Annotated in this window: 13 protein-coding genes; 5 read left to right on the top strand and 8 right to left on the bottom strand. The window is 66.4% G+C overall.

What is annotated here, in order from left to right; translation table 11 throughout:
- Window positions 1-121: 121 nt before the first annotated feature.
- Complete coding sequence (locus AB0G02_RS15985; protein ID WP_360794339.1) at window positions 122-1192, bottom strand: integrase core domain-containing protein; 1071 nt, start codon at window positions 1190-1192, stop codon at window positions 122-124.
- A gap of 256 nt (window positions 1193-1448) precedes the next feature.
- Entirely contained in the window at window positions 1449-3689 is a 2241-nt protein-coding gene (locus AB0G02_RS15980) for a S8 family peptidase (protein ID WP_360794337.1), read from the bottom strand.
- 15 nt (window positions 3690-3704) lie between these two features.
- On the opposite strand from AB0G02_RS15980, the gene AB0G02_RS15975 reads away from it, so the two are divergent.
- Window positions 3705-3941 carry a hypothetical protein gene (locus AB0G02_RS15975; protein WP_360794335.1) on the top strand — a complete coding sequence of 79 codons (237 nt, stop codon included), beginning with the start codon at window positions 3705-3707 and terminating at the stop codon, window positions 3939-3941.
- A gap of 78 nt (window positions 3942-4019) precedes the next feature.
- Here the strand turns inward: AB0G02_RS15975 and AB0G02_RS15970 are convergent, their stop codons facing one another.
- From AB0G02_RS15970 to AB0G02_RS15960, 3 genes are all read right to left on the bottom strand, one after another.
- Window positions 4020-5003 carry an ATP-binding protein gene (locus tag AB0G02_RS15970; RefSeq protein WP_360794333.1) on the bottom strand — a complete coding sequence of 328 codons (984 nt, stop codon included), beginning with the start codon at window positions 5001-5003 and terminating at the stop codon, window positions 4020-4022.
- Between the two features lie 93 nt (window positions 5004-5096).
- The gene (locus AB0G02_RS15965; protein WP_360794331.1) at window positions 5097-5975 is read right to left on the bottom strand and encodes an IS701 family transposase; all 879 of its coding nucleotides are present in this window, start codon (window positions 5973-5975) and stop codon (window positions 5097-5099) included.
- Between the two features lie 57 nt (window positions 5976-6032).
- Window positions 6033-6368: an integrase gene (locus tag AB0G02_RS15960; RefSeq protein ID WP_360794329.1), complete on the bottom strand. Its 336-nt coding sequence runs from the start codon at window positions 6366-6368 to the stop codon at window positions 6033-6035.
- Between the two features lie 524 nt (window positions 6369-6892).
- Here AB0G02_RS15960 and AB0G02_RS15955 point away from each other — a divergent pair.
- Window positions 6893-7072, top strand: a complete 180-nt coding sequence (locus AB0G02_RS15955) for a hypothetical protein (protein WP_360794327.1) — start codon at window positions 6893-6895, stop codon at window positions 7070-7072.
- A gap of 47 nt (window positions 7073-7119) precedes the next feature.
- On the opposite strand, the gene AB0G02_RS15950 is transcribed toward AB0G02_RS15955, so the two are convergent.
- The 3 genes from AB0G02_RS15950 to AB0G02_RS15940 all read right to left on the bottom strand — a co-directional run bounded on the left by AB0G02_RS15950 (window position 7120) and on the right by AB0G02_RS15940 (window position 12724).
- The gene (locus AB0G02_RS15950; RefSeq protein WP_360794325.1) at window positions 7120-10737 is read right to left on the bottom strand and encodes a molecular chaperone; all 3618 of its coding nucleotides are present in this window, start codon (window positions 10735-10737) and stop codon (window positions 7120-7122) included.
- Between the two features lie 597 nt (window positions 10738-11334).
- Window positions 11335-11694, bottom strand: coding sequence for a hypothetical protein (locus AB0G02_RS15945; RefSeq protein ID WP_360794323.1), 360 nt, complete (start codon window positions 11692-11694; stop codon window positions 11335-11337).
- 721 nt (window positions 11695-12415) lie between these two features.
- Entirely contained in the window at window positions 12416-12724 is a 309-nt protein-coding gene (locus AB0G02_RS15940; protein WP_360794321.1) for a hypothetical protein, read from the bottom strand.
- Window positions 12725-13289: 565 nt separating this feature from the next.
- Between AB0G02_RS15940 and AB0G02_RS15935 the strand changes: the two genes are divergently transcribed.
- From AB0G02_RS15935 to AB0G02_RS15925, 3 genes are all read left to right on the top strand, one after another.
- Window positions 13290-13982, top strand: a complete 693-nt coding sequence (locus AB0G02_RS15935) for a hypothetical protein (protein ID WP_360794319.1) — start codon at window positions 13290-13292, stop codon at window positions 13980-13982.
- 73 nt (window positions 13983-14055) lie between these two features.
- Window positions 14056-14568 carry a hypothetical protein gene (locus tag AB0G02_RS15930; protein WP_360794317.1) on the top strand — a complete coding sequence of 171 codons (513 nt, stop codon included), beginning with the start codon at window positions 14056-14058 and terminating at the stop codon, window positions 14566-14568.
- Between the two features lie 105 nt (window positions 14569-14673).
- The coding region (locus AB0G02_RS15925) for an AAA family ATPase (RefSeq protein ID WP_360794316.1) at window positions 14674-15098 on the top strand (425 nt) is incomplete at its 3' end.

Genomic DNA, 15098 nt, shown 5'->3' with positions numbered 1-15098 from the left:
CGTCGAACGAAGCGGTAAACTGACCGGCCCGGTCGCGGATGAGGAACCGGAAGCTGTCGGCCCGGTCTGAGGTTCATGAGCTGTGGGGTTCCAGAAGTCAGCTACATGGCTTGACCTGCGGTTAGGCGGCTGTGGGTTCGTACTCGTTGATGAGGCCGCCGAGGACTGGTCGGCGACGTATCGAGGTGTGGTGCGGCTGCGTGATCGGCTGGTCCGGTCGCGGTGGTGCGAGCTGTAGCGCCTGGTGTGGTCGGCGGTGGTTGTAGTGGGAGACGTAGCGGTCGAGTACCGCTCGCAGGTGGTGTTCGTTGAGGATGAGTAGTCGGTCGGTGGCTTCGTGTCGGACGGTCTTGACGAAGCGTTCGGAGTGGGCGTTGGCTTGCGGGCACCGTGGTGGGATCTTCACGACCTTGATGCCTGCGCCGGAGAAGGCCGCGTCGAACGGGGCGGTGAACTGTCCGGCCCGGTCACGGATGAGGAGCCGGAAGTCGTCGGCCCGATCGGCCAGGTCCATCAGCAGGTTGCGGGCCTGCTGGGTAGTCCAAGGACCATCGGGATTGGTGGTGGCGCCGAGGATGTGGACGTAGCGGGTGGCGACTTCCATCACGAAGAACACGTAGATCCGCTTGAGGGTGACGGCGCAGTCGACGTGGAAGAAGTCGCAGGCCAACATGCTCGCGGCCTGAGCGCGCAGGAACCGTCGCCACGAGGTGTCGGTGTCACGATGGGGCGCGGGTGGTATCCGCAGGCGGTTGAGCACGCGGCGGACCGTTGCAGCGGCTACCCGGTGGCCGAGCTTGAGCAGCTCACCTTGGATCCGGCGGTAGCCCCAGCCGGCGTTCTCCCGCGCCATCCGCTCGATCAACGCTACGACGGCGTCGTCGATCGGTGGGCGGCCGGTCCGGTTGGGGTAGGTCCACTTCTTCGCGACCAGGCGCCGGTGCCATCGCAGGATGGTGCCCGGTGTCACCAATCGGTGCTCGCGCAGCATCTGGGGGAGTCGGCGCACCAGCGCGGCGAGCACCGCGCGATCGGCCCACTCCAGCCGCAGGCGGGGGTTGGTGCGGCGCAGTACGGCGACTTCGTGCCGCAGCACCAGCAGTTCCACGTTCTTGGCCGCCGATGACTGGCCGAGCAGGACCAGCCAGCCAACGAGCCGGACGAAGATCAGGTACAGCAGTCGTAGCGCCATGCCCCACGATCATGCTCCTACAGCTACTTCTGTGCGATCGCCGCAGCTCAGCGCCTCAGTGCAGAGTTCTGGAACCCCACAGGTCATCGCGGTCACCGGCCTCCAAAGACAACTCGTAGAAGCCACCGGACCAGTTCTCCGGATCGGTGAAGACCGTTGGATCAAGCACCCCCGCAGTCCTCCAAACGACGTGCCGTCCGTCGCGCACTCCACGTCCCGGACGTCCGCTCGTGCCGACGGTGATTGAGAGCAGGTCTCACGTTGCTGTGGTGATGGCGACCGGGATGTTGATCTGTTGGGCTACAGGTGTCCAGACATCGACGTCGAGGTTTGGTGTCTCGATCGAGAGGATTAGGGCGTAGCGGGCGCCGTCCTGGCTGCGGTCTCGGGCCTTGTTTTCTTTCCACCAGCCGGTCACGGGGAACACGGCCAGGGCGCCGCGCTGGGCGAGGTCGGCGGCGTTTCCGTACCAGATGTCGGTGTGCAAGGAGCCCGGTGCGCGTTGGTGGTCGGGGCCGAAGAACCACTCGCCGGTGTCGTTGCTGGAGGTGGCTCGCTGCTCGTCTTCGGCCAGGGCCTTCTCGTTGATCCGCTTTTGGAATTCGGCGTTGGACTCGGTCGCGCGGCGGATGTCGAAGCGAAGACCGTGGGAGGCGTAGCTGTAGCGACGCTGCCAGCCGCGCCGGCCGGGGTTGGGTTCGATGAAGTACGACAGCGTGACCCGCAGGCGGACCTGCGCTTCTCCGAGGCCGGCGAGCACGTCGGTAGGCCAAGGCAGATCGTGGTGGTGGATTTCGCGCATGGCACCCGCGTCGAAGGGGTGGATGGTGTCCTGCGCGATGAGGGTCAGGGCGTCGGTGGCGCTGTGGGTGGCTCGGGCGAGGTCGGGGACGCCCATGCCGTAGCGGCGATGGAGGGCGATGCGGGGTGCCTTCCTCTTGCCGGCTGGGAACTGGGCCTTCATCGCTGGTGTCCACTCGGCGGAGTGCACGATCAGCGCCCGAACGGTCTCCGGCCACAGGGACGGGTACTCCGCCATCACTGCGGCCGACAGCGCCGCGGCCTGGGCGGTGGCGGCGCTGGTTGCGCAGGTCGTGGTCAGCAGGCGCGTGGTTCTCAGAGGTGCGTTGGTGGTCAGGAGTTGCAAGTTCGGCGGGGTGTCGAACGTGGTGCCGTCCGGTGAGCGGGCGACGTTGCCGCCTTCGAGCACGACGTCGGGTTTGACCGGCCACGTCCGGCTGAACGCGACCGAGGTGCGGCTGAACGGCGAGAGTTCGCCGCGCGGCGCCCAGGGCGTCCAGCCAGCGAAGTCGGCGGTAGCGCCGGTCATGGTGTCCAGTTCGGTGTATGCGCCAACGGTCAGCACGTTCCACGCCTGGGCCGGGTCTTCCACTGGTTCAAGGTCGCTGCGGTCGAGATGCTCGTCACCGGAATTCCAGGACCGTACGTTGCCGGCCGATACGACGAACAGCCGCTTCGCGTCGTGGTCGGTGTCGTCGAGGAACACCAGCCCGTCCTCGGCGGCGACGACGCTGCGACCGGCGGCGAGTGCATCGAGACTGGCCGACCAGGATGACGGCTGCCCGGCTGCCGCGCCGTTCGTCGACGCCGCTGCGGGTGCGGTGACAGCGAGCGAGTAGACCCGCCGGCGTGTGGGTGCCTGGATCTCGGCTCGGCTCGTTCCGGCGGCAGTGACCGCGCCATAGACGTCGGGGGCGTTCTGCCGTTGCGGCGGTGGAAGCAGTTTGACCGACTCCAGCCGATGCCGCAGCCGCAGCAGCTGCGGTGAAGCCAGGGCCTGTCCAAGATCGCCGTATAAGGCAAGTCCGGCCATCTCGGTGCCATGTCCCAGGTCGTCGTAGACCGGCCATGAAGGGTCCGCAGCGTGGCAGTCTGTCAGGGGCAGCGAGGCCTCTAGCAGGGGGTGTTCCTGGTAGACGCCGCTGTCGAGGACACAGACTGCGGGCGCCTGGGGGTCGGCGGGCTCGAGCCGGTCCACGAGGTCGCCGATCCAGGCGGACTGCTCGGTCGCGTCACCTTCGGCCAGGAACTGGGTCGGATCGTGCGGCCGGCGCAGCTCGGCCAGGTCGTCGAGGACGTCGACGGCCGAGGCGAGCTGCTCGACGGTCGCTTCGACCAGCAGGACCGTGCGGTCCCCGAACCCGAGGCTGCGACGACCGGTCCGCAGCCCAGCGGCTGTAGCGAACGCGCGAAACCGGGTCACCTCGTCGCCGTCGCGGCGGCGCAGCCACGCCTCCCACCAGAACATCTGCGCCTGCTCCGGGAACTCGTCAGGAGGGTCGGTCCACAACGCTGCAATTGAAGCCGTCCGCACCGCCTGGATACGGTCCACCAGCTCCCGATTGCGGGGCTTCGCGGCGTCTGCGGTTTCGACGTACTGGGTGATCCGGTCCAGGAAGTGGTTGAGCTTGCCCTGCGGGACGAATACGGTCGCTCGTTCCACGGTCACGCCGTTGCCGAGGTCCACCTCCTGCACTGACCGAAGCTCCGGATGGACAGCACCCTGCCGGGGGTCGAGCTTCTCCAGCGCAAGCTGAACCCCGGGGAAGCTCTCGAAGCTGACATAGACGCCGTCAATCGCGCCCTCGACCTCCACCTCACGCTGACGCCGTCGCTCCGTCGCATCGGCATCGACCTGTCGCAGAGCGTCGTGCAGCTGCCGGCCGTGCTGGCGCCGATCCGCTGGCACCGGGACTGCTTTGCCCGCGATCGCGCGCGGTGGTGGTGAGTAGTCGAGGGCTCGCGCTGGGACTGGGATGTGCAGATGGGGGCGATCGCGTGGTTCTGGCACGGCGCTGCCTGGGGATCAGCCGAGCAGGTGCTGGCGCCGCTCTTGCAGCGCCGCACAGAGGCTCGTCGTGGTCACTCGGCCGTTGCCGGCCAGAATCGCTTCCTTGGCTGCCAGATCCGCGGCGATGGTGATTTCGCCGTGGCTGAGGCCATCGGCCCCCGCGTTGATCTTCGACCAGTTCAGCCGGTCGGTGGGGACGTTGGCCAAGCGGGCTCGGATCACGTCGCGCACAACCTCGCCAGCGGGCAGCGGATAGTCGATCACCGCGTCGAAGCGGCGGAACATCGCCCGATCGAGGAGCTGTGGGTGATTGGTCGTGGCGACCAGCAGGCTGTCGGAGGTGTCGACCTCAAGGAACTGAAGGAACGAGTTCAGCACCCGCCGGATCTCGCCGACGTCGTTCCCGGCGGCGCGGTCTCCCGCGAGTGCGTCGACCTCGTCGAACAAGTAGACGCCACGGGACTCCGACAGCGCGTCGAAGATCAGCCGTAGCTTCGCGGCCGTCTCCCCCATGAACTTGGTGATCAGCCCGTCCAGCCGGATCATGAACAAGGGAAGTCGCAGCTCACCGGCCAATACATGTGCTGACATCGTCTTGCCGGTCCCTGGGGGGCCGGTCAGCAGCAGCCGCCGCAGGGGCTGGAAGCCGTGCGACCGGAGGCGGTCACTCTGTCGTTGCTCCAGCAGCACCCGGGCAAGCCGTTCCCGCACGTTCATATCGAGCGCCAGGTCGGCGAGGAGGTTCTGCGGGTAGGTGACCGTCAGTAGCTGCGCCAGCTCGCCGCGCGGCTGAACCACCGGGACCGGACGCGACGCAACCGACTTCGCGCCCTGCTGTGTACGCAGCGTGTCGACGAGATCCCGGAGATCCTGCGCGAACCGGTTCTGCCCCTGCCGCGCCGCCCCAGCAGCGACCTGCAAGGCAACAGAGTAGAAGCGGGTGTCGTCGCCCTCCGCATGACTCTTCACCATGGCTTTCACCTGGTCAGCCGTGGCCACGACCTCACCTCCCCTCCGCGCTCAGACACCATGCTTGACCATAGCGCGCCGAACCAGCAACGCAGGTCGAGACTCGTCCAATCCAGCAGGAGGTCACCAACGACCGACGGCTACGCAGCCATCCGCGTGAACGTCCGCTCGTGCCGATGTCCGTGCGTCCGCGGGAACGTGGGTTTGATGCGGTGATTGAGCGGCTGACCTGCTCGGCGAGGTCTCGATGAAGGCACGCTGCTGGTAATAGGCGGGCGTGACCGGCACCGCCGAGCCGGGGTGGACGGTGGCGATCGGGTTGACCGCCACCGCGTAGGTCAGTCCGCGGTCGGTGAGCCCCTGGCGGAAGCCGAAGGCGTCGCCGTAGCCGGCATCGGCCACCACCGGCCGCGCGGGCAGATCCCAGCCGGTGAGTTCGTCGATCATGTCCAGCGCCAGCCGCCACTTCTCCCGGTGCCGCTGGTCGTCGGGGATGGCGCACCGTTCCCACCTCCGCCGGGTTTCGGCGGCCGAGTCCGGGGTGGTGGCCTTGTGGTCGTCCCAGGACTCGGGCAGGAACAACCGCCAGTCCAGCGCCGCCGACGCCCAGTCCGTCACCGCGTGCACGCTCACCCCGACCTGGCAGTTCGCAGTCTTGCCCAACGCCCCGCAGTACATCCGCGCCACCCCCGGCGAGGAATACCCGTCTTTGGGAAACGCGGTGTCGTCCACCGCGAACGCGTCCGGATCGACGAAGTCCCGCGCCCACACCGCCAACCGCCGCCGGACCTCGACGTCGTCCCAGGTCGAGGTGGTGACGAACTGCTGGAGCTGCTGGTGATCCACCCCGAGACGCTCACCCATGGGCTGCATCGACTTGCGCTTGCCGTCCAACAACAGCCCACGTAGGTACAGCTCGCCCTTGGCTCGCTGGTCACGCCGGGCGAACCCGCCGAACATGTCTGCGGCGAAGTCCTCGATCACCGGGCGAACCAGCGCCATCTCCTCCGGCCTCAGCGCCACAGAAGATCACACCGCCTACACACCCCACCACTCGACCTAACGAAGTCCTACTAGGGCATCGTCAGTCGGTGGTCGGCCGGTGCGGTTCGGGTAGGTCCACTTCTTGGCGACCAGTCGGCGGTGCCATCGCAGGACGGTGCCCGGCGTCACCAGCCGGTGGTGTCGTAACCAGTCGGGTAGGCGTCGGACCAACGCGGCGAGCACGGCACGATCGGCCCAGTCCAGTCGCGGGCGGGGATTGGTCCGGCGTAGCACGGCGACTTCGTGCCGCAGTACCAGCAACTCGACGTCCTTGGCCGCGGAGGACCGGCCGAGCAGGACCAGCCAGTCACCGAGTCGGACGAAGATCAGGTAAAGCAGTCGTAGCGCCACGCCTCACGATCATGCTCCTGCAGCACACGGTGCGCGATCGCCGCAGCTCAGCGCCCCAATGCAGAGTTCTGGCACCCCACAAGCAGGCTCGCGGTCTGCGCGTACAGGAATCGTGGCCATGAGTGTCGGTGCCGCGTGGGGTGCGGGCGGTGTCCGAGGGGGCTTGAGCACTCGGCGGATGGTCGAGGCGGCCACTCGGTGGCCGAGTGTGAGCAGTTCACCTTGGATGCGACGGTAGCGCCGGCTGGTGTCCTCCCGGGCCCCCTCGGTCAATGCCACGACGGTGTCGTCCATCGGTGGGCGCCCGGTTCGCTTTGGGTAGGTCCACTTCTTCGCGAGCAGGCGCGATGCCACCGAAGCACGGTGTCCGGTGGCCCAACCCGGCGAAGTTCACCGTTCACCGCCCGTGCACTTCGTTCACTCCAGGTCGGTGAACGAAGTGACCTGATCTCCTGGAGTAGCAGAACGCCTCAGCGTCCCCGAAGGAGCTACGGATGAATACCCGAGAACGCCTCTTGTGGCTGGTGATCACAGTGCTCTCGAGCGCCGTCACCGGACTCGTGGGCGCGATCCTGTTCCGCGCTGCCGACCGCGGCCTCGTGGAGGCTGTCGTCGCCGGGGCCGCCGCGTTCGCGGGCACCGAGGCGATGCTGCTGGCCATCCTCGGCTTCGCGTTGGCTCAGTCACCCAAGAGCAACGACTGACAACCGGCACAGGCGCTTCAGCCGTGACACCGTGCCCGCCGTGAGCCTCAGGCGTCGGGCAGTGCCGTGACTTCGCGGGGCGGGCTCAGGTCAGGTGCGGCGGCGATCACACGATCGACGAACACTTTGATCAAGGCGAGGCGGACTCGGCTGACCTCAGCCTCATCCACGTCATCTACATCCTGAAGGTAATCGTCGACAGAATACTCCTCAATTATGCTGTTCATATCAATCAGGCCCTGCTTGTGCTTCTCCTCGGCGTAATAAAGAAAATCACCGTCGGTCACACGGAGAAAGATCTCCCTCAATTCGTCGAAATAAGCTGGAAGGCGGTCTCTGATCTCGACCCCCCGGGAGATGAGCCACGAGCAGAGTGGATGTGCCGCATTCCAGGGACCTTCACCGACTCGGAGTTCCGCGCCGGTCTCATACTGCATGAAAGTCAGCGGAGGGAAGAACCTCAAGACTTCGGCGGGCATCAAGTTCCGTTCAGGGACCGCGATGATGTGCCCATCCCCTGAAGAGTTGTCGGCGAAGCTCCAACGCAAGTTCAACCACCGCTGGGCGAGTGATGTTCCGACGAGTGTGAAGGTCGAGCGGTGGTACCCCAGTGCTCTCTTGTCGAACTCCAACTCCACTGGTTCTATCGCGGCAGTTTCGACCACTTGGGTGATAGTGTGCTCTATGCCGTTTGTCGAGAGTACTGGCTCATCGAGCCAGCCGCCCTCAATCGACTCCACGGCGTCGAGGACGGTTCCGGCGTCCACGGTCTCGTAGCTTTCTAGTAACCGCGAGGTTCGAAAAAATTCGAGGAGCGCGTTCCTCACTTCTTCGGGAACTTCCGCTGGGATTGCCCGGCCGAGTGCGAGCAGTAACGCTGCGGGCATGGCAAAAGGGATATCCTCTAACTCGTCCCGGGCGAGCGAAAGGTCTGGACGAAGGTCATCCGTGAAGCCGATGTTGCCGACGAGGAGGACATTTCCGCCAGTACTCGTTGTCGACGACGGAAGTTTCATGTAGTCGAACTCGATTTCGTCATCGAAATCTTCCTCGAGGTCATCAGTGGCGTACTCGTACCGTTTCTTGACTGGCAGGGTAATGCCGTTGTGTCCCCACCAGCGCAATCTCGATACTGCTTTGGACAGTCCGAATCCCTCGTACTCGTCCTCGAAGTGGACCCCTTCTCCAAGGTAGGTCATCACGCGCACGTCCAGATCTCCGAACTCGTCGTTGAAACGCTTTCTCAAGCGTTGCAGCACCGCATCCTGTCGTTTTTCTTCATTCAGCGGAAGATCATCGAGGTCCAGACCGGCTAAGAGTTCGCGCGTTCCTTCCTTCCAGTCGCAGTTGATCGAAACGGAAGAGAGATCCGCACTCGCTTCGACCCGTACGGGTGTCGCGGCCAGCGCTTCGCGGATGATCGGGTGCAACTTCGAGCGCTTGACCGGGGTCAGTAGATGGAGCAGCGTTTGATCCCGCACGGCGGGCGGCAACGCGACAATGGCGACAAGCTGACCTTGGACCCGGGGCTCGGACGAAGAACCGGTCACGTCCAGCGGGACCGCGTAGATTGTGACCTTGCCGAGGTGCCTGGCCGTGAACTCGGACTTCCGCGCCTTGCCCAGACTCCGCTTCACTGAAGTTACTCGTTCGATGATCGGCTTGTGCAGGTCCACGCCGACGTGCTCGTTGCCGTTGAGCGTGAGGGCGCACTCCGCTGTGAAATGGAAGTATGCGGCGTGTTTCAGCAGGACTTGCGGCGGGACGTAGTGCTTCGCCGAATCTATGCGGACCGCAACGGTGGTACCGGACGTTGCCCGGAAGTCCAGGGCAGCCACTCCAGGACCGGCGAGGATGGGATCATCCCCTTGACCTTCTCGGCGTAGGGTGGCGAAGTCCTCCCGTCGATCGACGGACAGCCGGAGGGCAGTGCCGCGCTCGCCACGGCCGTCGAACTTCCGCGTGCTGACCTCGATGCGGTCCCCCAGCATGAAGCAGGACATCACCCCGATGCCAAACCGGCTGATCGCGCCGAACCTCGAGCGTTGCGCGCTGAGGTGCCGCAGTTCCCGGCGGAGGTCGTCCGAGTTGTAGTAGGAACGGCCGACCTGCAGGAAGTACTTGCGGATGGCGTACAGGTCCATCCCTATGCCGTTGTCGTCGATCCGGAACCAGATCGAACCGCCCTCCTCCCAGCAGGAGACGGCCACGGCGCCGCGTTCGTGGTCGGGATCAAGGAGACGACGTAATCGCACCGCGTCGACGGCGTTCTGCAGGAGTTCGCGCACGAACACATTGGGATTCCCGTAGAGTTTCGTGCCTCCGAGGAGTTCCAGCACGTCATCACGGACCAACTCGAAGGTCAGCTTCTCATAGGTGTAACCGATCCCTCGCAACTTGGCGATCTCAACGGTGTTCGGCAGAGGCAGCTTCCGCCACGTATCGCTCCACGTCGTTCTCGAAACGTGGCAGTCGAGAAACTCTTCTCGGAGAGCGGCCAGGAGGTTCCGGAGGTCGAACTCGACCACGGGCCGTAGAATAATGCCTTCGGCTTCGAAAACGTAGTCCGCGTTGTGCCTCCTCGGGACTAAGGTCAGGCGCCGGACATAGCCCGACCACTCGATGTCTTCCGCACTGTGCCGAGGTTCGCTGCGGCGCTCGATGCCCAGACGTCGGTAGATGTCCTGAGCCGACCGCAGGCTGCACAACTCGAGGCGGGTTGCGAGCCTGAGCAGGCTGGCACACAACGCGAGGTCGACACCTGGGAACGTCGCGAGCGAGGAAGCCTTCTCGGACGGGCGGGTCTGCTCGGCGCACACCACGCCGAGCAGGTCCCGCATGGGTATGCCGTCCCAGTCGAACCACTGCCGCGGCAATCGCTTCAAGTACTCCTCCAGTCGACGCGTACGATCCCAGGTGCAGTAGTCCTCGACCAACGGCGCTGGAACCGCATCTGAATCCTGGTCCCACCGCGGCGCAGTTCCACCGGCACTGGACAAATAGCGCCCAACGTGGCTAGCCGAAATCTCCACCGGCAAACCCGGCACCCGGCCCACGTCGTGGAAGAAGGAGCCCACGATCAACAACCCTGCTTCGTGGGCATTGAGCCTCTTGATGTCAGCCCCCAGCAATTGACCCAACCGGCGCACGACGGCGACCGAATGCCTTACTCCGTGTAAGGTGTAAGCTGGGCCAGTCTCGTACTCGGCACTCAATACCGATATCGCGTCGTCCACCAGCTCCCGCACTGCGGGAAATATCATCGCGGCGTCGCTCTTCATAATCCGGCCGAACAACGGCAAGGAGAAGAACTCTCGCCACGCTTCCCCCTCTGGTGGCGTTATCAATGCAGCGGCTCGCACGGGCTCGGGAGAACGGTCGACCTCGCCGTCGAACCGAATCCTGCTCAACACCGTGCACCACTCGTCGATCACCGCGCTGTCGACTTGACAGGCCCACAGGAAAGCCCGAAGGCTGCTTTCTGTGGGCAATTTTTCCCCGGTTGTGATGTTCTTCGCGGTCGCCTTGCTGATGCGCGTGGTCCATGACTCCGACCGGGCCGCAATGCCGCCGTAACTCATCCGAGCCCGCAGCCTGACGGCTTCCATCGCGTTCGCTAGGTCGGCTTGCGTGCGAACATCGTCCGGCCCTAAGTCGGTAGTCACCTGAAGAGGGTACGTCGTCACAAGCCGCCTCGGCTATCGTAACGTGACGAAATGGGAACGCGAAGACACGGCAGGGGGAGCACCCGCGAAGAGGGCACCACCGAAGGACCGGCTCCCTGCCGTCGATCATGAAGAACGATCCTGCTTCCACAAGACCGATCGCCAGCGCTGGTATCGCGATGTCAAACCGCAGACCATGGCGCTGTCGTAGCAGTAGCCGATCGAACCCATCGACGGTACAAGCCCGATTCCTCGGCACGTCCAGCGCAAGTCCATGACGTGAATCGAACCCGTGGTCGGAGCAGGACACCCTGTCGGACAGCGAGGACCGGTTCGAGATGGCCATGCCGAGCGAGTTGGTGGCCAGTGCAGCGGTCTGACCGGGGTCGATCGGCCAGCCGACGACACGGCGGGGGTGCACGTCGAGCACGACCGCGCAGTACACCCCTCCCTCACGGATCTTCCCGGGGTTCTCCACACCGACCACCGGCCCCAGGTCGGTAAGGAGGTGGAAGTGGCATGGCACGAAACCGGCGGGGTCCGATCGCGGCCCGCCTTTCGACTGCTGTCCTTGGACGTCGGAGTGCGGAACACCGGTCAGCGGATGGGCCGCGCGTTCGCCACGATGTCGGCGAGGTCCCGGCAGGTCACCGGTTCGCCGAATGCCAAGCCACCTCCGGTGGTGGCGAACAGGACGAGCACCCAGTAGGTGCTGCCCACGTCCAAGACCAGCACGTGCACGGCGCCCGTGCGTCCAAGGCAGGGTTCCGCTCGCGGAGCGAGCACATCGACCGTGAGGTGGACGCCGTAGTAGCGCGCCCCGCCGTCCGCGGCGATCCGACCGGTTTCCTCGGGTGCGCTGTACTTCGTCATCACGTCGCCGCCCCACCGCAGGCGAACCCACTTGTCCGCGTAGGCGTGCGCGACCACCTCCAGCGCACCCAGCGAATCGTCCACCTCAAACTGGGCGATGCCGATCCGGCCGTGGTTCTCGTCGCCGCAGCGCAGCGCAGGGCCTGCGCCTCGTCGGGCACGTCCGCCTGGTATCCGGTCGTCGCCCGATCCAGGCGAGTCGGGATGCGCAGCGCGAGACCTCGTGCACCTGTCACGGGCGTGGGCTCCGGAGCCTGGACGCCGCATTGCCACAGAAGGCCGGCTGACAGGACGACGAGGACAGCGACCGCGAAGAGGCCGTGCGCGGGCCACGCGTAGGTGCTGGGTCTGCGGCGGGACGAACCGTGGAAGTGCACCCCTCCGTTGACGGTGTGCACTTGAGCCGAGGCGTCGGCTGTCCCGCTCAGCTCGTTGTGCGCCTCCCGGACCATGGCTCTCCACCTTTCCCCTGAAGGCATGTGTACCGGGACAGGCTGAGAACACCGTTAGCGGTGGATGAGAATTCGACCGGCAATGGGCGCCGAATTGCCGCAATAGTGCGGATATTCGGACTTGCGACCATCAGGAGCCTAAGCTTGCCACGCAGCCTCGGCCGGGTAATGGGTTCAGGTGCGGCTCCACCTTGTTGCCCTCCGCCCACTTCCGGGACGTCGGGTTGCAGACGAAGGACCGCGTTCTCGTGCCGCAACACGGGCAGTTCGGCATCCTTCGACGCCTCGCTCCGGTGAAGCACCGACGGGGCGGACAGGGACGATGACTTCTCGAGTGGCACAGGGGGATGGTGCTACTCGACACGACGCTGTTCCCAGCGCTGGATGATCTGCTCAGCGGTGGCCTGGTCTACCCGGTCGAACCTGCCGTCCTGACGCCCGCAGTGCCAGTCCTCCAGGACGTAGCTCGTCCGCCAGCCGGTGCCGGGCAGGTAGCGCTGCTCCCTCTCGGCCCCGCCGGGAACCTCCCACGTGCGGAGCAACCCGGTGGGGTCGTCCGCCGTAGCTCCCCAGTCCACCCACGCGAAGTAGGAGTACTCCTGTCCGTCCTCCTCGTGCTCCTGGCGGAGCACCCGGTCGCGCAGCGACCGCTGGAACCGCACAGCCGCCTCCACGTCGACCCGATGAGCCTCCCCAGCACCGGATCCGACGCCGCTCAGCGAAGTGCTCGGCATCCAGAGGAGATCGCTCGTGTACTCCTCCTCGTGCACACGCCCCCTCTCGTCGACCCAACGCCGGCAGAACGGACGCCGGGTCCTCCAGCGAAAGACCGGTGCTGGTGACGATGGCGAAGTACTCGTACTGTCGTTCCACCTGGACCTCACTGCCAGTCAGGAGAGGGACGCGCCCCTCGCGAGCCGAGGCACGCCTCCCATTCTGCCTTCGACGGTCCGGCGGATCCTGCACGCCGCGGGCATCGGTGGCGGTGCGGGCCGGTGAACCCGGCTACGCGGCGAGAAGCGCGCCCGGGACCGCCGGCCCCGGGAACGGCTCGTCGTCGAAGATCGAGCCGCCGGGGGACGAGCGCGTCCGGCCACGACATCTTTATGCCGGCTCTAAGGCCGCGCACAGACCCGTTGTGACGCTCGGGGCATGTCCGCGTCGAGCATGCCCCGAGCATCACGAACGGAGATGTCCCTGTCGGCGGTCTCGGATGCGTTGAGGGAGGTGCACCGTGCCTTCGCCGGCGGCAGCTGGCAGGTGGTCGACCTGGCCGCCGACGGCGACACGGTGTCACTGAGGATCCGGTTCACCGGTGCGGGGGTGGCCTCGCCGGTGGCGGCCCTGACGCGGGAGGGCGACTACTGGTCCCTGGACTGGTCGGGCGCCGTGCTTCGGTTGCGGCACACCAGGGGACTGGGGTACCTGCACGAGCTGCTGGCCAATCCGGGGGTCGATCTGCACGCGCTGCGCCTGGCCGTCGCCCACGCGCCGACCGCGCCGACCGCGCCGCCTGTCGAGCCCGAGTTGACGGCCTGCGGCTCGGACGACCTGGGACCGCTGCTGGACGACACCGCCAAGCAGGCCTACCGCCGCCGGCTGACCGAGCTGGGGGAGGAGCTGTCCGACGCCGAAGCCTGCCACGACACCGAGCGGGCCGCCCGGGCGCGCTGGGAGCTCGACGCGCTCACCCAGCAGCTCGCGGCGGCCTTCGGCCTCGGCGGACGCGCCCGGCCCACCGGATCGGCCGCGGAACGGGCCAGGATCAACATCACCCGCGCGGTCCGTGCTGCCATCGCCCGCATCTCCGAGACCTTCCCCGACCTCGGTCACCACCTCGATTCCGCGATCCGCACCGGCACGTTCAGCGGCTACCACCCCGGTCCGCGGCCGACGCTGACGTGGCGCCTCAAGCGCTGAACATCGTTCACCCCGACTGAACGCCCTTCCACCGTGACGCCGGAAGCGGCGTCCGCGAACAGAGGGGAAGCACATGAACACCAGCAAGCTGCGCCGAGTCCTGGCCGCACTGGGACTCGCCGTCCTCGCGGGCGGCCTGGCGCCGGTCGCCTCCGCCGAACCGGCGTCCCAGCCGGTGTCCGCCGCGGTCACCGTGCACGTCACCGGCGTGGTCAACATGCACATCCAGGACTACGAGACCGTCCTCCCCAACGAGGACTGCTACTTCACCCAACCGGTCGACTTCTTCTGGAGCAGCAACAGCGGGACCGCGAAGTTCATCATGGTGGGCCACTGCGGCGGCGAGGTCCGGGTCGAGGTGGACCACCTCTACAACGTGAGCAACGACGGTGTGCTGCACGTCCACGCCGTCGGCAGGCTGTACGAGGGCGCGAACTCGCACGACACGACGGACCTGAACGGCACGAACGACCAGTGGTTCTCCATCCCGAGCGGCGGTGCGCCCGACCTCAGCTCCCTCGCGCTGCACAACACCGACGAGGGACACGATTGGGCGTTCATCGACTTCCAGCTGACGACGCGCTGAGGATCAGCGGCCCGCCCGGCCACCGTGCCGGGCGGGCTTGCTCCGATCGAGTGGAACCGCCGGTCGCACGGGACGAAACCGGGCCGGGCGGACGACACAACCTGTATGACGACGCCTGCGATCACCGACGCCGTTGCCCGTCCTCGTCTGGACCACCTGCTGATCGCGGCGCGCTCGGCCCGGCTCACCACGGTGGTCGCACCGGCGGGCTACGGCAAGACCACGCTGTTGGCCTCTTGGGGCACCCGCGCGAAGGTCGCCTGGCACACCGTCACCGACCGGGACCACTCGGTGCCCGCCCTGCTGGACCGGCTCACCGACGTGCTGCGCGCGGCCGTGCCCGAGCTGCGCTTCGAGCCACCCGCGGTCCTGGCGGACGACGAGGAGGCAGGCGAGGCCGGGCGCACCGACCGGGCGCACGCGATGGCCGGGTCGCTGTGCGATGCGGTGGGCGAGGCGACGGCGCGCGGCCGGGAGCCGCTGCTGCTGGTCCTGGACGACGTGCACCTGGTCGGTCCCGCCGCACCGCT

Origin of the sequence: Actinosynnema sp. NPDC023658 (genome assembly GCF_040639995.1) — a bacterium.
Classification (GTDB): Bacteria; Actinomycetota; Actinomycetes; order Mycobacteriales; family Pseudonocardiaceae; genus Actinosynnema.
The sequence above is the reverse complement of the archived record's forward strand: the minus strand, read 5'-3'. Positions and strand labels throughout refer to the sequence as shown.